The sequence below is a fragment of the Actinomycetospora aurantiaca genome, assembly GCF_037401875.1.
GTDB lineage: Bacteria > Actinomycetota > Actinomycetes > Mycobacteriales > Pseudonocardiaceae > Actinomycetospora > Actinomycetospora aurantiaca.
In genome coordinates, this window is the sequence record NZ_JBBEGN010000028.1 from 19,376 (window position 1) to 37,900 (window position 18,525).

25 protein-coding genes are annotated in these 18,525 nt (G+C 70.5%); 11 read left to right on the plus strand and 14 right to left on the minus strand.

Annotation, left to right across the window (positions count from 1 at the left end; translation table 11 throughout):
* Positions 1 to 58 precede the first annotated feature (58 nt).
* The 8 genes from WCD74_RS28770 to WCD74_RS28805 are packed head-to-tail and all read right to left on the minus strand — an operon-like array spanning position 59 to position 5,883.
* Positions 59 to 1,186, minus strand: coding sequence for a tyrosine-type recombinase/integrase (locus WCD74_RS28770; protein WP_337698357.1), 1,128 nt, complete (start codon positions 1,184 to 1,186; stop codon positions 59 to 61).
* Positions 1,186 to 1,377, minus strand: coding sequence for a helix-turn-helix transcriptional regulator (locus WCD74_RS28775; protein ID WP_337698358.1), 192 nt, complete (start codon positions 1,375 to 1,377; stop codon positions 1,186 to 1,188). Before WCD74_RS28775 ends, WCD74_RS28770 begins: the two co-directional genes overlap by 1 nt.
* Positions 1,374 to 3,053, minus strand: coding sequence for a replication initiator (locus WCD74_RS28780; RefSeq protein WP_337698359.1), 1,680 nt, complete (start codon positions 3,051 to 3,053; stop codon positions 1,374 to 1,376). The genes WCD74_RS28775 and WCD74_RS28780 overlap by 4 nt, the downstream gene beginning before the upstream one ends.
* Positions 3,050 to 4,609, minus strand: coding sequence for an FtsK/SpoIIIE domain-containing protein (locus WCD74_RS28785; RefSeq protein WP_337698360.1), 1,560 nt, complete (start codon positions 4,607 to 4,609; stop codon positions 3,050 to 3,052). Before WCD74_RS28785 ends, WCD74_RS28780 begins: the two co-directional genes overlap by 4 nt.
* Positions 4,609 to 4,776, minus strand: a complete 168-nt coding sequence (locus WCD74_RS28790; protein ID WP_337698361.1) for a hypothetical protein — start codon at positions 4,774 to 4,776, stop codon at positions 4,609 to 4,611. The genes WCD74_RS28785 and WCD74_RS28790 overlap by 1 nt, the downstream gene beginning before the upstream one ends.
* Positions 4,773 to 5,180 carry a WhiB family transcriptional regulator gene (locus WCD74_RS28795; protein WP_337698362.1) on the minus strand — a complete coding sequence of 136 codons (408 nt, stop codon included), beginning with the start codon at positions 5,178 to 5,180 and terminating at the stop codon, positions 4,773 to 4,775. Before WCD74_RS28795 ends, WCD74_RS28790 begins: the two co-directional genes overlap by 4 nt.
* The gene (locus tag WCD74_RS28800; RefSeq protein ID WP_337698363.1) at positions 5,177 to 5,455 is read right to left on the minus strand and encodes a hypothetical protein; all 279 of its coding nucleotides are present in this window, start codon (positions 5,453 to 5,455) and stop codon (positions 5,177 to 5,179) included. Before WCD74_RS28800 ends, WCD74_RS28795 begins: the two co-directional genes overlap by 4 nt.
* Positions 5,452 to 5,883: a plasmid replication, integration and excision activator gene (locus tag WCD74_RS28805; RefSeq protein WP_337698364.1), complete on the minus strand. Its 432-nt coding sequence runs from the start codon at positions 5,881 to 5,883 to the stop codon at positions 5,452 to 5,454. The genes WCD74_RS28800 and WCD74_RS28805 overlap by 4 nt, the downstream gene beginning before the upstream one ends.
* A 317-nt stretch (positions 5,884 to 6,200) precedes the next feature.
* Between WCD74_RS28805 and WCD74_RS28810 the strand changes: the two genes are divergently transcribed.
* The 3 genes from WCD74_RS28810 to WCD74_RS28820 all read left to right on the plus strand — a co-directional run bounded on the left by WCD74_RS28810 (position 6,201) and on the right by WCD74_RS28820 (position 8,532).
* Positions 6,201 to 7,226, plus strand: a complete 1,026-nt coding sequence (locus WCD74_RS28810; protein ID WP_507237336.1) for an NsdA family TPR-like regulatory protein — start codon at positions 6,201 to 6,203, stop codon at positions 7,224 to 7,226.
* A 16-nt stretch (positions 7,227 to 7,242) separates the two neighbouring features.
* Positions 7,243 to 7,944, plus strand: coding sequence for a creatininase family protein (locus WCD74_RS28815; protein WP_337698366.1), 702 nt, complete (start codon positions 7,243 to 7,245; stop codon positions 7,942 to 7,944).
* Positions 7,945 to 8,205: 261 nt separating this feature from the next.
* A complete protein-coding gene (locus WCD74_RS28820; RefSeq protein WP_337698367.1) occupies positions 8,206 to 8,532 on the plus strand; it encodes a hypothetical protein in 327 nt (108 codons plus the stop codon).
* Positions 8,533 to 9,176: 644 nt separating this feature from the next.
* Here WCD74_RS28820 and WCD74_RS28825 read toward each other — a convergent pair.
* Positions 9,177 to 10,073, minus strand: coding sequence for a hypothetical protein (locus WCD74_RS28825; protein WP_337698368.1), 897 nt, complete (start codon positions 10,071 to 10,073; stop codon positions 9,177 to 9,179).
* 592 nt (positions 10,074 to 10,665) lie between these two features.
* Here WCD74_RS28825 and WCD74_RS28830 point away from each other — a divergent pair.
* Together WCD74_RS28830 and WCD74_RS28835 are read left to right on the plus strand one after the other, a co-directional pair.
* Positions 10,666 to 10,905, plus strand: coding sequence for a hypothetical protein (locus WCD74_RS28830; protein ID WP_337698369.1), 240 nt, complete (start codon positions 10,666 to 10,668; stop codon positions 10,903 to 10,905).
* Between the two features lie 39 nt (positions 10,906 to 10,944).
* Positions 10,945 to 11,475 (plus strand): dihydrofolate reductase family protein, encoded by a 531-nt coding sequence (locus WCD74_RS28835; RefSeq protein WP_337698370.1) that lies wholly within the window; start codon positions 10,945 to 10,947, stop codon positions 11,473 to 11,475.
* Here the strand turns inward: WCD74_RS28835 and WCD74_RS28840 are convergent, their stop codons facing one another.
* Positions 11,476 to 11,832, minus strand: a complete 357-nt coding sequence (locus WCD74_RS28840; RefSeq protein ID WP_337698371.1) for a VOC family protein — start codon at positions 11,830 to 11,832, stop codon at positions 11,476 to 11,478. It lies immediately after the preceding gene.
* Between the two features lie 30 nt (positions 11,833 to 11,862).
* On the opposite strand from WCD74_RS28840, the gene WCD74_RS28845 reads away from it, so the two are divergent.
* Both WCD74_RS28845 and WCD74_RS28850 read left to right on the plus strand, forming a co-directional pair.
* Positions 11,863 to 12,477, plus strand: coding sequence for a dihydrofolate reductase family protein (locus WCD74_RS28845; protein ID WP_337698372.1), 615 nt, complete (start codon positions 11,863 to 11,865; stop codon positions 12,475 to 12,477).
* A gap of 69 nt (positions 12,478 to 12,546) precedes the next feature.
* Positions 12,547 to 12,876, plus strand: coding sequence for a VOC family protein (locus WCD74_RS28850; RefSeq protein WP_337698373.1), 330 nt, complete (start codon positions 12,547 to 12,549; stop codon positions 12,874 to 12,876).
* Positions 12,877 to 12,882: 6 nt separating this feature from the next.
* Here the strand turns inward: WCD74_RS28850 and WCD74_RS28855 are convergent, their stop codons facing one another.
* Entirely contained in the window at positions 12,883 to 13,323 is a 441-nt protein-coding gene (locus WCD74_RS28855) for a VOC family protein (RefSeq protein WP_337698374.1), read from the minus strand.
* A gap of 53 nt (positions 13,324 to 13,376) precedes the next feature.
* On the minus strand, positions 13,377 to 14,114 hold the full coding sequence (locus WCD74_RS28860) for an OBAP family protein (RefSeq protein WP_337698375.1): 738 nt from the start codon (positions 14,112 to 14,114) through the stop codon (positions 13,377 to 13,379).
* Between the two features lie 180 nt (positions 14,115 to 14,294).
* Between WCD74_RS28860 and WCD74_RS28865 the strand changes: the two genes are divergently transcribed.
* Positions 14,295 to 14,465, plus strand: coding sequence for a CsbD family protein (locus WCD74_RS28865; protein WP_337698376.1), 171 nt, complete (start codon positions 14,295 to 14,297; stop codon positions 14,463 to 14,465).
* A gap of 60 nt (positions 14,466 to 14,525) precedes the next feature.
* Here WCD74_RS28865 and WCD74_RS28870 read toward each other — a convergent pair whose 3' ends face one another.
* A complete protein-coding gene (locus WCD74_RS28870) occupies positions 14,526 to 15,527 on the minus strand; it encodes an aldo/keto reductase (RefSeq protein WP_337698377.1) in 1,002 nt (333 codons plus the stop codon).
* A 25-nt stretch (positions 15,528 to 15,552) separates the two neighbouring features.
* The gene (locus WCD74_RS28875) at positions 15,553 to 16,521 is read right to left on the minus strand and encodes an aldo/keto reductase (RefSeq protein WP_337698378.1); all 969 of its coding nucleotides are present in this window, start codon (positions 16,519 to 16,521) and stop codon (positions 15,553 to 15,555) included.
* Between the two features lie 144 nt (positions 16,522 to 16,665).
* Between WCD74_RS28875 and WCD74_RS28880 the strand changes: the two genes are divergently transcribed.
* The 3 genes from WCD74_RS28880 (at position 16,666) to WCD74_RS28890 (ending at position 18,521) form a co-directional block, all read left to right on the plus strand.
* On the plus strand, positions 16,666 to 17,142 hold the full coding sequence (locus tag WCD74_RS28880; RefSeq protein WP_337698379.1) for an Hsp20/alpha crystallin family protein: 477 nt from the start codon (positions 16,666 to 16,668) through the stop codon (positions 17,140 to 17,142).
* Between the two features lie 118 nt (positions 17,143 to 17,260).
* Positions 17,261 to 17,626, plus strand: coding sequence for a helix-turn-helix domain-containing protein (locus WCD74_RS28885; RefSeq protein WP_337698380.1), 366 nt, complete (start codon positions 17,261 to 17,263; stop codon positions 17,624 to 17,626).
* A gap of 103 nt (positions 17,627 to 17,729) precedes the next feature.
* Complete coding sequence (locus WCD74_RS28890; RefSeq protein ID WP_337698381.1) at positions 17,730 to 18,521, plus strand: polysaccharide deacetylase family protein; 792 nt, start codon at positions 17,730 to 17,732, stop codon at positions 18,519 to 18,521.
* The last annotated feature ends 4 nt before the right edge of the window (positions 18,522 to 18,525 follow it).

An 18,525-nucleotide genomic window follows, 5' to 3' on the forward strand; every position in this document is an offset into this window, starting at 1 on the left:
CCCGGCCACCGACAGGTGAAGCCACGTCACCCGGTCGTGGACGAGCCCACAAAGTCGGTCACCTCTGGTCGTTGCCTGCCGGGTGCGGCTGCCGCTGCGTCAGCGTGAGCACGGTGTCGACCGCTTCGCGCGTACGGTCGTCCGAGTCGGGCCACAGGTGCGAGTAGGTGTCCAGCGTCTCGGCGGCCGTCGCGTGCCCGAGGCGGTTCTGCACGGTCTTCACCGACTCGCCGTGGCGGATCAGCAGCGAGGCGAAGTAGTGCCGCAAGTCGTGGAATCCGGTGCCGTGTGGCGCGCCGGCCACGGTGACGAGCGGGCGCCAGACGAGGCGGGAGAACGCGGTACGACGCAGGGCCCGGCCGTCGCCGTCGGTGAAGACCAGCCCGTCCGAGTGCGTTGTCGGGAACTGCCGGATGTGCTCGGCCAGCTCGTCGGCGACGACGCGGGGGAGCGGGATAGTGCGATGGGACGCCGATGTCTTCGGCGGCGCGAGGAACGCTGGCTTCGCGGGCATCAGGACGAGTTGCCGATCGACGCGCAGCGTCCGCCGGGTCAGGTCGATGCGGTCGAGCGTGAGCCCGAAGCACTCGCCCTGCCGCATCCCGGTCCCCGCGCCGAGCACCACCAGGGCGCGATACCGCGGGGCGATCTTCTCGATCAGCGTCTCGACGACAGCCGTGTCCAACGGGACGACCTCCCGCGGGAGTTTGCGAGGAAGGCGCGTGCCCTCACACGGCGACGAGGCGACCTTCCGGTCTCGGATGGCCGCCTTGAAGATCGAGGCGACGATCCCGTGCACGACCTGCACCGTGGAGGCCGAGAGTGCGCCAGGCGCGGTCGAGAGCTTCGAGACCCACGCCTGCACCTCGCTCGGGCGAATCGACACCATTCGACGGTCACCGAAGTACGGGTAGACGTTGCGACGGAGGTTGGTCTCCACGTGCGCCCTGGTCGTGGGGCGGTGGACCTGTGCCGCGCGCCACGCCTCCGCGTAGTCCCGGAAGATCGTCTTGTCGTTCGGGTCCACGTAGGTGCCCCGGACGAGATCGGCCTCCACGGTCGCGAGGAACCGTTGGGCGTCGAGCTTCCGCGGGAAGGACCGCTTGCGCTGCTTCCCGTCGAGATCGCGCCACCGCGCGAGCCATGTCGTGTTTCCGTGCCGGAGCCGCTTCTCGATCGACGCCATCAGGCAGCCCCGTCGTCCAGCTGGGCGAACCACCGCCGGACCTCGCTGGGGTCGTATCGGACGTACCGACCGACCCGACGCCCGGGAGGGCCCGAGCCGAGGTAGCGCCAGGTGTAGAGCGTGCTGACCGGAACTCCGAGGTAGGCCGAGACATCATCGACGCCCCAGAGCCGTTCGATCTCCTCGCTCATGCCGCTGCCCCCCGCACCGACGATGCCGGACCGGTGTCGTGCTTGGCCTGGTCGTACTGCTCGCGCCATCGGCGGCGTTGGGCGATGGATCGCAGGAGCAGTTCGAGGCGGTCGGGTTGGTCGGGGTCGCGGGGTCCGATGAGTTGCCAGGTGTAGCGCTCGGAGTTGTCCTCGTCGGTGTCGTGTTCGGGCTTGGCTCCGACGGCGCCGAGGACGCGCAGGACGTGGCTGCGGCGTTCGCCGCGGTGCTCGGTGAGCGTCTTGCCCGACCAGAGGCGGGAGACCAGGCAGCGGCGGCCGCCGTAGCCGAGGTGTTCGGCTTTGTGCGCTTTGGCCTTGCACATGCCGGGGGCGACTCCGGCGCGGGCGTTCTTCGGCGTCACGCCGTAGAGCAGCCAGTTCGCGCAGGTCTCGGAGCAGGGCTCGTGGCGCAGCGCGGCGGCGAGCCGGTCGACGTGATGCTGCGCGGCGGGGCTCTCGGGGGTGTGGCACTCGGCGACGCCCTTGGTGAGGTACTTCGTCAGGTACCCGAGCGCCCGGTCGGCCTGCGAGGTGTCGCCGAGGACGCCTTGGATGTCGACCTGCGCGCCGAACCCGAGCACGTGCGCCGGCCGCGCATCCGCACCGCTGGTGTGGGTGTCCACGGCCTGCTCCCACGTGGGGAGCGGGACGCCGGTGTCGGGGTCGACGTAGCAGGGCTGCTCGCGAGCCTCGTCCCAGACCGGCGGGTGCTCGACGGTGTAGACGGGCTGATCGCTCGGGGGCCACCAGACCTGGTGGTAGGTGGCGGCGGCGACCTCGCGGATCAGCGTGCGCGGGAGGGTGCCGCGGATCGCGGCGTGCAGGTGCGGCGCACCGCGGCGTTGGGGTTCGACGGCGGCGAAGTACTGGACGTTCCAGCCGGCGGCGCGGCGGAGGTTCTGCCAGAACCGGTCGACGAGCTTGCCGAAGTGCAGCGCGTCCCGCGCCGCCCGGCGGTAGTCGTAGCGCTCCGGGTCCCGTGGTGCGCCGTCACCACGGACCGGCCCGTAGGAGGGCAGGGTGAGGGTGACGAAGGTGGAGGGCCGGTAGGTGCGGCCGTTGGGGGCCTCGAACACCCGCCCGGTGGTCTGCGCACGCACCTGGTGGCGCGGGAGGTCGGGGGCGTCCTGACGACGGCGGGTGCTCCGGGTCCGCCGCCTAGGAGCCTCGTCGTGGTCGCGGACGGGGCTCAGCGATCCGCGGATGCCTTCGGCGCGCAGGAGGGCGTCGGCCTGGTCGATGGCCGCCTCGAGGTCGCGGGCGCGGCTGTGGTCGCCGTGCTCGAGGGCGGCGGCCCGGTGGTCTTCGAGGTCGGCGCGTTGGCCGAGCAGGGCCCTTTGCCGCACCGTCGGCTCTGCGGTGGTGATGGTGGGTTCTTCGGTGAGGTGCCAGCCCTCGCGGGCCTGGTGCAGCCGCAACCTGCGGGCCCGGGTCGCGCACGGGCGACACACGCTCTCCCGCGTGGCGCCGCACGGGATCGGGACCACGGTCGTCTGTCCCGTGGTGGTGTCGATACGGCGGACCGCGAGGGGCCGGATGCAGGCGCCGACCTCCTCGGCGTGGGCGACGGCGAGTTCCCGGGCGAGCGGGGCGGTGACCTTCCCGACCGGCACCGGACCCGGCTCGATGGCCTGGTCGTGCGTGGCGGCGGTCATCGGCGGGCCTTGCTGCGCTGCCGCTGCACCGGCACGACCTCCGGCTCGCGTCCCTGCTCGTCTGCCTCGTCGTCGTGGACGAGTTCGGCGTTGATGACGTCGGGGTGCAGGCGGGTGGGGGTGGGGTAGGTGGCGGCGAGCCAGTCGAGTTGGTCGTCGTCGACGTAGCCGGCCCGAACCTTCACGACCGTGGGGGAGCCGTCCTCGATGAGGTAGCCGACCCCGGGAGCGGTGACCGGGATGCGGTCCGCGGTCGCGCCGCGGTCGCGGGCTCCGTCACCGAGGACCATCGCCACCTCGGTCTTCTCCGAAAGCCGCAGGGCGATGCGGGTGGTGAACAGGTTGCGCAGTTCCAGGACGTCCTTACGGGGGTCCTGCACGCACCCGACGACCGACACGCCCGGGGCGCGGCCCTTTGTCAGCAAGCGTCCGAGGGCGAGCTTCGCCCGGTCACGCAGGTGCCGGTCGCCGAGGTAGGCGGTCAGGGAGGCGATCTCGTCGACGACGACGAGGTAGAACGGCTCCTCGACGGTCGGGGTGTGCAGCCGGGCGACGCCGCGCAGGGCGACGGCGCGTGCTTGGACGAGGTCGGCGGCGAGTTCGAGGGCCTCGACCATCTCGACGTCGGTTTCGCAGGCCAGATGCCAGAACAGGTCCGGATACAGGCCGAACTCCATCCCGCCCTTCGGGTCGATCCCGATCACCCGCACCGACCCCGCCGCAATGGCGGGAGCGAGCTGGGTGAACAACGCAGCGACCACGTTCGACTTCCCCGCCCCGGTCGCCCCGGCCACGAGGACGTGCCGTCCGAGGAGGCGCAACAGCCAGGGTGCGCCGTCGTCGCGCCGGCCGAGCTCCAGCGCGTTCAGGTCGACATCAGCGGGGGTGCGGGGCGGGGAGACGCCGTCGAGCAGGGTGTCAGCGGCGATGACCCGCAGCAGACACCAGCCGCGCCGGGTCGGGTGCGGCAGGACGCGGACCTCCAGGGCGTGGAACTCACTGCGCAGGGCGTCGGTCTTCTCGGCGAGCTGCTCGGCGGTGACGCCCGGGCAGAGCTGCACGTGCAGGACGTCGGCGTAGCGGCCGAGCTGGACCCACCACAACCGGGGGACGCGGATGGTGTGGTGGGCATCGCAGGAGGCGAGCCCGCACGCGGCGAGCAGGTCGGTCCAGGTCCAGCGATAGCGGATACGCCGCGCGAACCGGTCCGTGCGGTCCTCGACGTAGCGGTCGAACGAGTCGGGCCCGGTCCACCGCCACGCCACCCCGGCCGCGACCAGGACGGCACCGACGGCGAAGCCCGCCATCCGACCCTCGACGTTGCCGAGGGTGACCACCAGGGCGACGGCGGCGCCGACGACGGGGACGTAGGCCAGGAACCACACGAGCATTGCAGCGAGCCACGCGGTGATCACGACGAGCCGAAGCAGAGCGGAGAGCGTCGATCGCCGCAGTCGTGCGCCGAGGGTGAGCGGCGGCTCGATATAGGTGGGGCGGACGTTCGCGCGACGGTTGACGGTGGTGCCCCGTAGCGGCGAGGCGTCGAAGATCGGCATCAGGAGGTGGCCTTCCGGGAGCCTGCGCGCGGGCGGCGCAGGGCGGTGAGCGGGAAGAGGGGCTGCTGGGCGAGGTGCTCCGCGCAGCGGGGCCGATCACGGCGCGGCCGGTCGTCGGCGAGACAGGCCCGGCACACCTCGCAGCGCGATGACTGATCGGCGGTCACGCGACCGCTCCCGACGAGTCGGGCTCGGCCTCAGCAGCGGTGAGGGCGTCGAGGTGGCGGGCGTGGTCGCGGAGCTGGACGTAGAGCCGGCCCCGCTCGGTAGCGGTAAGGCCGCCGAACACGCCGTAGCGCGCCGACGGGGACTCCCGGGTCATCGCGTCCGCCAGGCACGCCGAGCGGACCGGGCAGCCGGCGCAGACGGCCTTGGCCTGGGCGATCCGCTCGACCCCGGCGGGGCCGCCCTCGCCGAGGGGGAAGAACAGGGTCTCGTCCATCCCCGCGCACGCCGCCCGCTCATGCCAAGCGGGCAGCGAGCCGCCGTCGAACACCAGCTCCCGGACCAGCGTCCGAAGCCGCTCCTTCGACAACCGCCGCGCGTGCCGGACCGGCTCCGGGGCGCTCACCGGACCACCCCCGCCGTCGTGACCCGGTCGTCCTTCGCGGCCGGGGTGGGCATGGGGGACCAGTTCAGTTCGCAGTCCCGGACGAACACCGTCAGGGCGATGAGCAGGGAGCGGGCGGCTTCCAGCTCGTCGGCGGTCACCTCGCTCATCCGCCGGGGCATGATCACGAAGGTGCGGCCCCGGTCGGGCTCGGTCACGTCGAGGATCGGGGTTTGGTCGGTGAAGACCTCGCACGAGGCGCGTCCGGCGGGGGACCAGCTGATCCGGACGCTCACGAGGCCACCGCCTCGGACACCTTGTTGCCGCCGTGGCGACGGCCGCCGGGGGCGTGCATGCCGGTCGCGCGCAGGCTGAACGCGATCCGCGGGCGGACCCCGTTGGAGTCCAGGTACGGGGTGACCTCCAGGCCCTCGAACTCCACCGGCCGGAACGGCAACCCCGGCAGCGCCTCCGGCGGCACCGGCTGCACATCGGCGGCGATCTTCACCGTCACCGACCGCTCCGACTTCCGCGCCTCCGGGTCCGGGTCGTGCACCCCGACCTCCCACAACGGCAGCCCCGAGATCGTGTCGGTCTGCTGCACGAACTTCTCCCGCGTGGAGCGGTCGAAGTCCCGGACCGGCTCCGCGCCGTCGGTGGTCAGGAACGCCCCGTGCGGGAACACGTCCTCCATCGACACCCGCATACGTCGCTTGATCGCCATCTCGGTTCTCTCCTCGATTCCCCGCCCCTTGCGTCGGGGCGATGAGAAAAGAACAGCAGCGACGCCGCACGGTCGTAAGTGGCACGACGTAGCACGACGTAATACGGCTACTGTTACAACTATCTTCTTGGATCTACGTATGCGAGAATCGTCGTGCGACTTGTCGTCGCGTCGACGGGGGTTCGATCATGGGAACTGTGCTTCGGGAGACGCGACGTCGTCGCGGGTGGACCCAGGACCAGCTCCAACACGAGATGCGCCGCGCAGCGAAGCGGCTCCACCTGACGTTGCCCGATGGGCATCAAAGTCTGCGCGTGATGATCTCCGGGTGGGAGAACGGCCGCCATACCCCCAGCTCGGAGCATGTTCTCGTGCTGGCCGAGGCGTACGGGGTGCCCGCCGGAGCACTGGGGTTCGACGAGGTCGAGGGCCCACAGCCCGAGGAAGCGCCGGTGCGGTCGCTGCTGCGTCGTCGCGCCCAGGATGCCGGGCCCGAGGTCGCCGCGTACTTCGCCGGCCAGATGACCGAGCACGCACGGATGGACAACCTCACCGGTCCGCTGTTCGTCGTTGACACCGTGCTCGGGCAGTTCGACCAGCTCCGCGAACTCCCCGGAGTAGAGGCAAAGCGCACCGCATCTCGGTTCGCAGAATTAGCGGGGTGGCTTCTCCACGATTCTGGCGAGGCGGAGAAGGCGCTCGCCTACACCAACCTCTCGATTCAGTTGGCAGACGCTGCCGGTGATGACGCCCTCGCGGTCTACAACCTGATGCGCAAGAGCAGCGTGCTCTACGCTCTGTCGCGCTTCGATGAGGCCGCCGCGGTCGCCCGCCGAGCGGTGGCTCTCGCCCAGCTCTACGCGCCGGAGCAGTTGGCGGTGTGCCTGCGTCAGCAGGCGCTCAGCGCGGCGCGGGCCGGGGACGAGCGCGCGACCCGCGCCATGTTCGAGCGCGCGGTCGGCCTGACTGCGCCGAGCATCGGCGACGACGAGTTCTCGTCGTACTGCACCACCGGGTACGTGCACATGGAAGCCGCGCTGTGCTGGCTCACGCTGCGTCGCCCCGCAGACGCCGTCGACGCGTGCACCGCGGCGCTGCGCAGCTGGCCCACGGAGCTGGTCCGCGACGAAGCGCTGTGCCGCACACGGTTGGCCGTGGCGCACCTGCAGCTGCGCGAGATCGACCAGGCCAGCGCGGCGGCTCGAGGAGCACTGGAGCAGGTACGGTCGGCACCGTCCGCGCGGACCCTGCACATGCTCCAGCTCATCGCCACCAAGCTGGAGCCCTACCGCCAGGACCGACGGGTCCGCGAGCTGACCCGCGAGATCGCTGAGGTGGCCTGAGCGGAGAGGATCACCGGTGCTCATCACCTCCGCCTCCTCACACGACGAACGCGACCGGCACGCCGACGTCGCCGTCCTTCCGGTCGGGAGCTTCGAGCAGCACGGCGGGCACCTGCCGCTCGCCACCGATGCGCTCATCGCCTCCGCGATCGCGAGCCGCCTGGCCGCTGACTACGACCTGTTCCTGCTGCCGCCGGTCACCCTCGGGTGCTCCCACGAACACGCCGACTTCCCCGGCACCGTGAGCATCAGCTCCCGGACCATGGCCGCGATCATCGGCGACGTCCTCGACTCCCTCGCCGGGTCCGACATTCACCGGCTCGCGATCGTCAACGCCCACGGCGGGAACTACGTGCTCTCCCACGTCGCCCAGGAGGCCAACGTCCACGCCCGCCGGGTGGTGCTGTTCCCATCCTCGAAGGAGTGGGACATCGCCCGCGAGCACGCCGGCTGCCAGACCAGTGCCAGTGTCGACATGCACGCGGGCGAGGGAGAGACCTCGATCCTGCTCGACCAGTGCCCCGAGGTCGTCCGCGACTCCTATCGCGCCGCCGACCACCGCGCCGACCAGCGCCCACACCTGCTCACGGTCGGAATGCGCGGCTACACCAACACCGGCGTCATCGGCGTCCCATCCGCAGCCACGGCCGAGAAGGGCCGCCTGCTGCTCGATGCCTTCTCCGCGCAGTTCAAGACCTACCTCGACGTCCTGCGGTAGGTCCCCGCGCTGGTTCGCGCTCAAGGCCGCGCGCCGAGCGAACAACGGTGGAGCCGCCTTCGGCGGCGAGGTCTGTCGGCCCCGGGAGCGTCACACGGGCGCCCTCACGTTCAAGGGTGCTTCGCATCGCTACGCGACGGACTCCGTCCGCCCTTGATCGTGAGCCTCCGCGCCCATGAACAGGCGCTCCAAGCGTGGCGGGGGCAGCACCCCGCCACCCCGACCCGGGGCCGACAGCCCTGGCTTCGCTTGGAGGCCCCCATGACCATGCTCCGCGATCTCCTCGCCACCTGGGAGACCTGGTCCGCCCACAACGTCATGACCCGCGCCTTCGGACACGCACCCGCCGAGCCATCGACCGCAACCGCCGTCGACGCGCTACGAGACTCCGCCGAGCTCGTCGAGCTGTTGACCGGGTGGCAGTGGCAGGCGATGCACGCCGCGCGCCGCGACGGCGCCACCTGGGGCGAGATCGCGGCCGTCCTCAAGGTCAGCGTCGAGCAGGTCCGCAGCGACTACGCCGACGTCCTCGACTGCCAGGAGTGCATTCTCGGCCGGGACGTCAGCGCCTACCGCGAGGTCCTGTAGCGAGAGCGTTGCCGAGTTGACCTCTCTTCAGTCAAGGCGACGCCTCCGGCGCCGCGCGACAGGGCCGCGCGGCCCCTGCCTCCCGCTCCGCTCCGGCCGGGCCGGCGACCCTACTGTCGCGCTACTTGGCGGCATCTGGCGTGTTTCGAGAGTGCTCAGACTGGCTCGCAAGCACACCCCAAGCGAGGAAGGCGACTCGAATCAGCTTTATCAGTCCCAGCGCGGTCGCAGGTAGGAAAATCGTGCTAGCCACTTCGCTCGGCGTAGCGGGGGCTGGCGAAGGGGGCGGCGGCGCAGGCATCGGCGTCGTAAGCGTACAGGCAACGTATGCGCAAGCGCACGAAACCAGGCTCAGGAATGCGCCAATCATCGTCCGGTTGAGTAGGGGTCCAAAATCCCTTCGAAGTTGATTAGCTATACGGTTATCAAGAGCTGCGAGGAAGAAGGTGCTTGCAACGATGAATCCGGCTATGCTTCCAGTGACCCCAGCCGCCGCCGAGTAAGCTGACCGTTGGTTTTCGGCTGGCACTGCAGCCAGTAGCGTGTTGAGATCAAATAGGATTCCGATAAAGGTGACTATGACGACAGCCAAGAGGTCTGCCGAAGGGCGACTGATTGCTGCCCCTGCCTTGTCAAGCACAATTTCACGCGCCTATAATTCTTAATACCGATTGCAAGTTGTCGGCGATGATCCCATCGCTTGCGCGGAATACGATGTCGTCGGTCATTGATCGATCCTGGGCGCCTAGCTCGATGGTGATCTCGCCCTTCGACGTCATGTGATGCTCAATTAGGTCGATGGGGTCGGATTCGCCAATCTTCTTAACTCTAGCGCCCTCGATGAAGCTATCGTCCTCACTTATCGCTCCCAAGACCTCAAGGGCCTGATCCCTGAGGGCCTGCTGTTGGGGACGATTCTTGCGACCGTGGGAAACTGTCGCCCTAATTTCGATCTTTACATCGCCGAGGCTGCGCAGACTTGCTATTGCCTGGATGAGGGAGTTGGAGGCGTTCTCAGGCGCCAGAGCGGGGCGAGCCACAACGTCGACCATGGTGACGCCATTCTCTTGCCGCAGCCGCTCATACCGTTCGGGGTCAATCAGTGGTTCGACGCCCCAGGCAATCCCTGAAGTGATTCCCGAGGCGTTGATCCACTCCGCAACGAGTCGCGCAGGAGGTCCGATCGCGGAACTCCGCGCGAAAGCGAATACGTTCCCCGCGTCAAGGAAAGTGATAAAGCTCTCTTCGATAGGGTTCCAGCTCGATCCCTGCGTTCGCATGGCTCGCTTCTCGCGATTCTGCAGATTTCTCTGTCGTGGTGCGTTGCCGCGGTCACGAGACAAAACAAGGCGGTTCTTCTTGTCGTAGGCGACGACGTCGCCATCGACCTCGCTGTTTTTCGCAGCTTTCGCAAGGGTCTCTTCGGACGCATCCTCAAGCAACTTCGACCAGTCCCGCTGCTGAGCAGGATTGCCCCCTGGCAAGGCTACAAGCCGGAAGAAGGAGACTGTCTTGGTGTAACGCTTCTCGCGACCGGCCATGCAGACGGCCCCCCTTTGCCCTTGACGACGAAAGGGAAACCTAGTCCATGTGGCGTCGCGGGCGCTGCTCGCCCTGCTAGGCCATTCGGACCTCGTCCGTGCTCCTTCAGATCGGTGACGAGGTACAAGCTCGCCGACACGACGCCAGTGGTAGGTCTGAGGCTTGTCCATGATCGCTGTCATGAGAAGGACTGTTGCACGAGGGGCCGACAGTCAAGAGCCTTTTGATCAACAAGCTGGCCCCGTGACCGGCGGGCGGCGCCTGATCTCCGAGCACCCGAGCTAGCAAGCACTGACTCCGCGAGAGGGCGGCCGGGACGGTCACCGAGGCTTCATGAGCCGCGCGCCCGCTGGCTCCACTTTCGTCGCTCTAGCTGGGGTGTTGGGGGCACTTGTGGGGCACACGGCTGTTCGATCCGGCCGGAAGCGACCGCAAGTAGCGCGAGGTCAAGTCCCTGCTCAACGCCACGGCGGTGGTCCTGTTGCAGGTCGCCGGTCGCGGCGATCTTGCTCCGGCTTACAGGTCGACTCGTCCGCCCCCGACCGGGGCGCCTCCCTGGCCGACGACCGACGGAGCCGTCACCGTGGGGGCATGGACCACACGACGATCCGTCCCCTGCGGTGGTGGCTCACGGGCGCGCTGCTGCTGATGGCCTGGCTTCTCGCGGCTGGCTGGACCGATGCCCTGGACGACGTGTCCGACGTCGACGCGTGGGTCCGCTTCGGTGTCGCCCTGGCCGCCATGACGTGTCTCGCCGTCGTCGGTCGCGGCCTGCGGCGGGGGGAGCGTGCGAGCCGGGAGGTCGCCGAGAAGACGTCGACGCGCGGTTGACCTCTACCTGGTCCTGCCGAATGACGCTACGGTCCTGAAATGCGACCGCTGCGGTACTCGATCAACGTCACCGTCGACGGCTGCGTCGACCACCGGGCCGGGACGCCGGACGAGGAGCTGCACCGGCGGGCCGGGGAGACGCTGGCGCGCGCGGACGTCCTGCTCTTCGGACGGGTGACCTACCAGTTGATGGAGGGCGCCTGGCGCGGGGCGGACGCGAGCGACCCGTTCGTCGCCGCGATCGACCCGGCGCGCAAGGTCGTCGTTTCGAACACGCTCGAATCCGTCGACTGGAACGCCGAGCTGGTGCGGGGGGACGACCTCGAGAACACCGTCCGCCGGCTCAAGCAGGAGCCGGGGAAGGGCATCTACACCGGCGGGGTGATGCTGCCGCTCGCGCTCGCCGAGCGGGGGCTGATCGACGAGTACGAGTTCGTCGTCCACCCCCGGCTCGCCGGACACGGCCCGTACCTGTTCGCGGGCCTGACGACCTACGTCGACCTCGAGCTGGTCGACCGGCAGCCCCACGACTCCGGCGTCGTCGCGCACCGGTACGTGCCGCGGCGCTGATCAGTCGTGGCCCTGCCCCACGCAGAACTCGTTGCCCTCGGGGTCGACCAGGGTGGTCCAGTCGAGCCCCGGCACCTCCCCGACGTGCTCCTCCAGCACGCGGGCGCCCAGCCCGACCAGACGCTCCGTCTCACCGGCCCGGTCGTCGGAGTTCAGGTCGAGGTGCACCCGGTTCTTCCCGACACGGTCCTCCGGGACCTGCTGGAAGCCCATCCGCACGCCTCCGGCCGGCGGGCCGACCATGACGAACCCGCCGTAGTCGGCCGCGACCTCGGTGCCCAGCACGCCGCACCAGAAGGCGGCCAGCTGCTGCGGGTCGTGGCAGTCGATCGTCACCATGCCCATCGTCAGGCTCATGCCGGCGCAGCGTAGAGAGAGGGTCCGACAGTGGGCCGCATCCACATCGAGACGTTCTGCAGCCTCGACCTCGTCGGGCAGGCGCCCGGCGGCCCGGACGAGGACCCCTCCGGCGGTTTCGCTTTCGGCGGGTGGCAGGCCCCGCTTCTCGACGACGTCGTCGGGGAGCAGATCGCCCGCGGCATGGAGGGTGTGGACGCCCTGCTGCTGGGGCGGCGGACCTACGACATCTTCGCCGCCTTCTGGCCGCACTACTCCGGCGAGGAGGACCGCGAGGTCGCCGAGCTGTTCGACCGGGTGCCGAAGTACGTCGTGTCCCGGGGAGCGCCGCAGCTGGACTGGGCGAACTCCACGCTGGTGCGTCCCGAGGAGCTGCCCGCCCTCCGCGACCGGCACGACAAGATCTACGTCTCCGGCAGCCTGGATCTCGTCCGCACCCTGCTCGTCGAGGACCTCTACGACCGGCTGACCCTCTTCGTCCACCCGTTGCTCCTCGGCACCGGCAAGCGGGTCGTCGAGAACGGGGCCCTGCCGAGCGGGCTGCGGCTGGCCGAGCCGGCGGTCACCTCGCCGTCAGGGGTGGTCGTGCTGCGCTACGAGCCGACCGGCGCCCCGCCGGAGCGCGGGGACATGACCGTTCGCTGAGGCCCGTCACGTTTTCCGGCCGAGCCGGGTCGTCGTCATGAAGGCCTCGGACCAACCCAGGAGGACACCATGACGAACCAGGGCATCCGCACCGTGACGGACCTCGAGAAGGCCAAGCCCGTCTACACCGCCCTGCTCGGGGTCGAGCCGACCGCGGACTCGCCGTACTACGTCGGGTACGACGTCGCCGGCCAGCACGTCGGGCTCGTGCCGAACAGCGGCATGACCGGCCCCGTCGCCTACTGGCACGTCGACGACATCGAGGCCTCCCTGGCGGCCGTGACGACGGCGGGCGGGACGGTCACGCAGCCGCCGACGGACGTCGGCGGCGGCCGCCGTACGGCGACCGTCGCCGATCCGGACGGCAACGTCCTGGGGCTGCTGCAGGACCCGCGCTAGGAGCGGTCACATCTCGACGAAGACGAACTCGAGCTGGATGTTGTCGGGGTCCCGGAACACGACCGTCGAGTAGGGGATCGGGTTCGTCTCGTCGATGACACCGGAGTGCGCCACCCCGAGGTCGTCGAGCCGGTGGGCCCAGGCGTCCAGATCGGTCCGCGCAGGGACCCCGAAGGCGACGTGGTCCAGACCGGTCCGCCGTTCGTCGGCGCGGTCCCCGCTGCCCGCGCGGTGGTGGTGGAGACCGATGGCGATCCCGACGCCGGGGTCCATCAGCAGGACCGCGTGGCCGCCGTCCTCGTCCCCGTGATGCGGGAAGGGGACGGGGACGCGCTGCAGGCCGAGCACACGCTCGTACCAGGCGGCGCTCGCCTCGACGTCGGTGACGGTGGGTGAGAAGTGGTGGATGCCGGCGAGAGCCGGACGGGTGGCGGTGTCGCTGCTCATGCGCCGAGAGTGATGCAGGTCACTACCGGGGACAAGCCGCCGTCGCGGTGAGGTCAGCCGGAGCGGAAAGGCCGTTCCTCGACCCCCAGCTGCACCGTCCGGCCGGACTCCCAGGCGTTCGCCCCCGGCACGACGTCGGGTGTGGGGATGTCCGCCCGCTTCTGCTGCCGGTCCCGGGCCGACACCCCGAGCCGGCGGTCCCGTTCACGGACCGCCGACTCGTCGGCCTGGCCCTCGGCGGTGAAGGCCATCATCAGCTGGGGGATGCCGTACGGGAAGTCGTCGCGGTCGTACTGCCAGGTGTGGAACGTCTTGCCGTAGGTCGTCACGAGGTCCTCGAAGTAGGCCCGCTCGGCGAGCTCGGGGATGCCTGGTGCGACGAGGACCCCGGACTTCACCTCGTGGTGGTGGCTGTGCCAGAGGCGCTTCTCGTCCTCGGGCAGGGACCGGAAGCGCTCCGCGCTGACGATGTACTCGATGCCGATCAGCCGGGCGTCGGCGGCGTTGCGATCGAAGATCACGCACTGGTGCACGTCGTGCTGCAGGTGGATGCAGAAGTGGCTCGCCTCGACCTGGCGGCCCATGTCGTCGGCGTAGAAGTGGAAGCCGTTGAGGTAGGTGCTCATCGCGTCCACCGGATACTTCTGCTGCAGCACGCCGGACGCCGCGTCGAGTGCCCGGTGCTTCCAGGGGTGCCCCTTCCCGACGGCGGCACTGCCCGCCACCTTGCGCCCCAGTGCGACCGACGCCGCCGCGGCCGCACCCAGCCCGAACCATCCCGCGCGTGACATGCGCGGACCTTCCCGACGACGCCGGGCGGACAAACGACCAGAGTGCGAACGCCCGAACCACCTGGACGCAGCCGGCCCAGGGCGCTCCCGCCGCTGTCGTCATACCGGTCGGTACGGCGTGGATCTCCGCTCGGGGAGGTATCGCACCGGGGCCAGGGTGATCGAGGGAGAGGACGCGACATGGCCGTCGACGACACCGCGAAGAACCGGTCCCAGCAGGTCAAGGGCAAGGCGAAGGAGCAGGTCGGCAAGGCGACGGGCAACAAGAAGCTCGAGCGCAGCGGCCAGGCCGACATGGCCAAGGGCGAGGTCAAGCAGCGCGGCTCGAAGATCAAGGACGCGTTCTCGTAGGTGCTGCGCCCGTGAGTACTTGTGGTCGCGATAGCCGCCACAAGTACTCACGAGACTGCGTCACCTCCGCGTGATGCCCGTCGTCGCCCCGGGCGCCGGGGTGTACTCGCGCTGCGGCACGTCGCCGAGAGCCTGGTCGATCGCGGCCAGGATGTCCTCGGACAGCTCGACACCGGCCGCCGCCGCGTTGGCGTGCACCTGCTCCGGGCGTGTGGCCCCGACGATCGCCGACGCGAGCTCGGTGCGGCGCAGGACCCAGGCCAGGGCCATCGTCGTGAGGTCGAGCCCGGCGCCGTCCGCGATGGGTCGCAGCCGCTCGACGGCCTCGACGGCCGCGTCGATGTCGAACAGCGACTGCATCGAGCCGCCCATCTCCGGGTCGGCGAGACGGCTGCCGTCCGGAGCCTGCTGACCGGGGCGGTACTTGCCGGTGAGCAGGCCCTGCGCGAGGGGCGACCAGACGATCTGCGAGATGCCGTGGGCGGCGCAGACCTCGAACACGCGGTTCTGCGGGGCCTGCCAGAGCATCGAGTACTGCGGCTGGGAGGAGACGAACAGGTCCTTGCCGGCGATCTCGATCGCCGTCTCGATCTGCTCCGGGGTCCACTCGCTGAAGCCGAGGTAGCGGGCCTTGCCCTGCTGCACGGTCTTCTGCAGGGCCTCGATGGTCTCCTCGATCGGCACCGAGGAGTCGAAGCGGTGCGCCTGGTAGAGGTCGACGTGGTCGACCTGCAGGCGCTTGAGCGACGCGTCGATCTCCTGCTCGATGTGCGCGGCCGACAGGCCGCGGTCCGACGGGTCGTCGGACATGGGACCCCACACCTTGGTCGCGAGGACGTAGGAGTCGCGGTCGTGCTTCGAGAGGATCTCGCCCCAGGCGGTCTCCGCGGCGCCCTGGCCGTAGACGTCGGCGGTGTCGAACAGGGTGATGCCCGCGTCGAAGGCGGCCTCGGTGCAGGCGCGGGTCTGTTCCGCCTCGATCCCGCCCGAGTAGGTCAGCCAGGAACCGAGGGAGATCTCCGAGACCTGCAGGTCGGAGTCGCCGAGCTGGCGGTAGCGCATGGTGTCCTTCCGTGGATCGGGTGGTTCAGCGCTCGATGAGCGTCATCTGGGACTCCGAGTGGTGCCCGCCGAGGGCCGGGGTGGCCTCGTCGAGGCGGCGGAGCTGCTCGGGGGTCAGGGCGACGGCGTCCGCGGCGACGTTCTCCTCCAGCCGCGTGACGCGCTTGGTGCCCGGAATCGGGGCGATGTCGGGCCCCTTCGACAGCACCCACGCGAGCGCGGCCTGGGCGGGCGTGCACCCGGCGTCGTCGGCGACCGCCCGCACCTCGTCGGCGGCCGCCAGGTTCGCGCGGAAGTTCTCCTCGGCGAAGCGCGGGTTGTCCCGGCGCATGTCGTCGTCGTCGAAGTCGGCGGTCGACCGGATGGTGCCGGTGAGGAAGCCCCGGCCCAGCGGCGAGTAGGGGACCAGCCCGATCCCGAGCTCGCGCAGGACCGGCAGGACCTCGTCCTGCTCGCGCGTCCAGAGCGAGTACTCCGACTGCAGGGCCGTGATCGGGTGCGTGGCGTGCGCCCGGCGGATGGTGTCGATCCAGGCCTCGGACAGCCCGAGGAACCGGACCTTCCCCGCCGTCACGAGCTCCGCGGCAGCCCCGATCGTCTCCTCGATCGGCGTCTCCGGGTCGACCCGGTGCTGGTAGAGCAGGTCGACGTGGTCCACGCCGAGGCGCCGCAGCGACCCCTCCACCGCCTGCCGGACCGACTCCGGCGACGAGTCCGCACCGGCCCGCCCGGTGTGCGAGATCAGCCCGTACTTCGTCGCGAGCACGGCCTCGTCCCGCCGACCCGCCAGCGCGCGGCCGACCAGCTCCTCGTTGACGTACGGGCCGTACACCTCGGCGGTGTCGATCAGCGTGACGCCCAGGTCGAGCGCGCGGTGGATCGTCCGGACCGACTCGTCGTCGTCCGATCCCGAGCCGGAGTAGCCGTGCGACATCCCCATCGCGCCCAGGCCGATGCGGCCCACCTCGAGGGCGCCGAGTCTCGCGGTCTGCATGCCCGACGGGTGCCCCGCGCCCGACCCGACGACGCCCGGGAAAACCCTGCAGGACGGGCTTGACGAAACCTCCAGGTCTACCTATAACTATCTACGTCAGTCACCTGGAGATGGCAGTGCGTCAGAGAAAGGGAGTGACCCATCGTGCTGCTGAACTACGACCCCGTGGACGCGTTCCGTTCCCTCGACCGGCTCACCGGATGGCGTGGCCAGCCCGGCACCGGCATGCCGATGGACCTGCACCGCGCGGGCGACCACGTGGTCGCCACCTTCGACGTCCCGGGGGTCGACCCCGGCTCGATCGACATCACCGTCGAGGGCAACTCGGTGACGGTGCGGGCGGAGCGCACGGCCCCGGCCGACTCCGGCGAGTGGCTCGTCGCGGAGCGGCCGCGCGGGCGCTACTCCCGCTCGCTCACCCTCGGACGCGATCTCGACGTCGACCGGCTGCACGCCTCGTACGTCGACGGCGTCCTCTCGCTCACGATCCCGGTCGCCGAGCGCGCCAAGCCGCGGCAGGTCTCGGTCGAGCACGCGGGTGCCCCGCGGTCGATCGACGCCGACCGCACCGACCGCTCCGACCACACCGAGCCCGCCGACCCCGCCGAGCCGGCGCACTGATCGTCCCGTCCCCACCGAACCTCCGGAGGTGATGCCCGCGTCCTCCGTTGTGACCCCATCCCAGCCCGGGCGGGGCGGGTCGCCACGACCCGTCCCGTCCGGCACGTCAGGAGACCGCGTGCCCCTGGATCGTCTCGACGACCCCGACCACCCCACCTACGGCATGGGGCAGGCGGCCGACCTCCTCGGCGTCCCGCCCGCGTTCCTGCGCAGCCTCGACGCCGCCGGTCTCCTCAGCCCGTCCCGCTCCGAGGGCGGGCACCGGCGCTACTCGCGCAACCAGCTCGACCGCGTCGCCGCCCTCCGCGGGCTCGCCGACGACGGCCACACCCTCGCCAGCGCCTCCGAGATCCTGGACCTGCGCGCCTCGCTCGACGAGGCCCGGGACGAACGCGACGACGCCCGCCGCGAGCGCGACACCGCCCGGGAGGAGCGCGACACCGCGCGCGAGGAACGGGACGAGGCCCGGCGCGTCGCCGAGTGATCCACGCGCCTGCCCCTATCGTGTGGCTCCTGTTACCCGTGTGACGGATGGGGCGAACGTGGCGTTGCTGACTCGGCGACAGCGGGTGATCCTGCGCCAGATCGTGAGTCCCCCGTACATCTACCGGTGGGCCGGCCTGCTCACGGTGGTCGGACTGCTCGCCGGGGTCACCGCGGTGGTGCTGCTCGACCGCGGGCCCTCGCGCACCCTCGCCGCCGGACCCGTCCTCGACCTGCCGGTCTCGACCGCACCCGCCGTCGTACCCCTCGCGCCGGCCCGTCCCGCGATCGCCCCGACCCTGCTCTCCACGACGGCGGGCGGCGGGGCGGAGGGGAAGGCCGTGGCGCTCACGTTCGACGACGGGCCCGACCCGGCGTTCACGCCGCGCATCCTGGACCTGCTCGCCGCGCACCGCGCCCACGCGACCTTCTGCATGGTCGGCCGGGCGGCGCAGGCGCACCCCGACCTGGTCCGCCGCGTCGTGGCCGAGGGCCACCGCCTGTGCAACCACACGATCACCCACGACGCCGGCATCGGGATGCGCACCCCCGACGTCATGACCCGGCAGCTGCAGATCAGCCGGGACCTGCTCGCGCAGGTCTCCGGGGACGCGGACGTCGACTACTTCCGGGCCCCGGAGGGGAAGTGGTCGCCGGCGCTGGTGCGGTCGTCGGCGCAGGACGGCATGCGGGCGCTCGGCTGGACCGTGGACCCGTTGGACTGGACCCAGCCGGGCGCCGACGCGATCGTGGCGCGGGTGCAGCAGCGGACCCATCCCGGCGCGGTCGTCCTGCTCCACGACGGTGGCGGGCCGCGCGACCAGACCGTGGCCGCGGTGGAGGCGCTCCTGCCGTGGCTGGCCGACCGGGGCTACTCGTTCGTCCTGCCGACTTAGGGTT

Coding starts and splice junctions, on each gene's coding strand:
- WCD74_RS28835 (WP_337698370.1), top strand. CDS start 10,945: ATGCGACCGCTGCGGTACTCGATCAACGTCACCGTCGACGGCTGCGTC.
- WCD74_RS28875 (WP_337698378.1), bottom strand. CDS start 16,521: ATGCAGACCGCGAGACTCGGCGCCCTCGAGGTGGGCCGCATCGGCCTG.
- WCD74_RS28825 (WP_337698368.1), bottom strand. CDS start 10,073: ATGGCCGGTCGCGAGAAGCGTTACACCAAGACAGTCTCCTTCTTCCGG.
- WCD74_RS28775 (WP_337698358.1), bottom strand. CDS start 1,377: ATGAGCGAGGAGATCGAACGGCTCTGGGGCGTCGATGATGTCTCGGCC.
- WCD74_RS28840 (WP_337698371.1), bottom strand. CDS start 11,832: ATGAGCCTGACGATGGGCATGGTGACGATCGACTGCCACGACCCGCAG.
- WCD74_RS28805 (WP_337698364.1), bottom strand. CDS start 5,883: ATGGCGATCAAGCGACGTATGCGGGTGTCGATGGAGGACGTGTTCCCG.
- WCD74_RS28865 (WP_337698376.1), top strand. CDS start 14,295: ATGGCCGTCGACGACACCGCGAAGAACCGGTCCCAGCAGGTCAAGGGC.
- WCD74_RS28820 (WP_337698367.1), top strand. CDS start 8,206: ATGACCATGCTCCGCGATCTCCTCGCCACCTGGGAGACCTGGTCCGCC.
- WCD74_RS28855 (WP_337698374.1), bottom strand. CDS start 13,323: ATGAGCAGCGACACCGCCACCCGTCCGGCTCTCGCCGGCATCCACCAC.
- WCD74_RS28785 (WP_337698360.1), bottom strand. CDS start 4,609: ATGCCGATCTTCGACGCCTCGCCGCTACGGGGCACCACCGTCAACCGT.
- WCD74_RS28850 (WP_337698373.1), top strand. CDS start 12,547: ATGACGAACCAGGGCATCCGCACCGTGACGGACCTCGAGAAGGCCAAG.
- WCD74_RS28770 (WP_337698357.1), bottom strand. CDS start 1,186: ATGGCGTCGATCGAGAAGCGGCTCCGGCACGGAAACACGACATGGCTC.
- WCD74_RS28860 (WP_337698375.1), bottom strand. CDS start 14,114: ATGTCACGCGCGGGATGGTTCGGGCTGGGTGCGGCCGCGGCGGCGTCG.
- WCD74_RS28780 (WP_337698359.1), bottom strand. CDS start 3,053: ATGACCGCCGCCACGCACGACCAGGCCATCGAGCCGGGTCCGGTGCCG.
- WCD74_RS28810 (WP_507237336.1), top strand. CDS start 6,201: ATGATCTCCGGGTGGGAGAACGGCCGCCATACCCCCAGCTCGGAGCAT.
- WCD74_RS28830 (WP_337698369.1), top strand. CDS start 10,666: ATGGACCACACGACGATCCGTCCCCTGCGGTGGTGGCTCACGGGCGCG.
- WCD74_RS28870 (WP_337698377.1), bottom strand. CDS start 15,527: ATGCGCTACCGCCAGCTCGGCGACTCCGACCTGCAGGTCTCGGAGATC.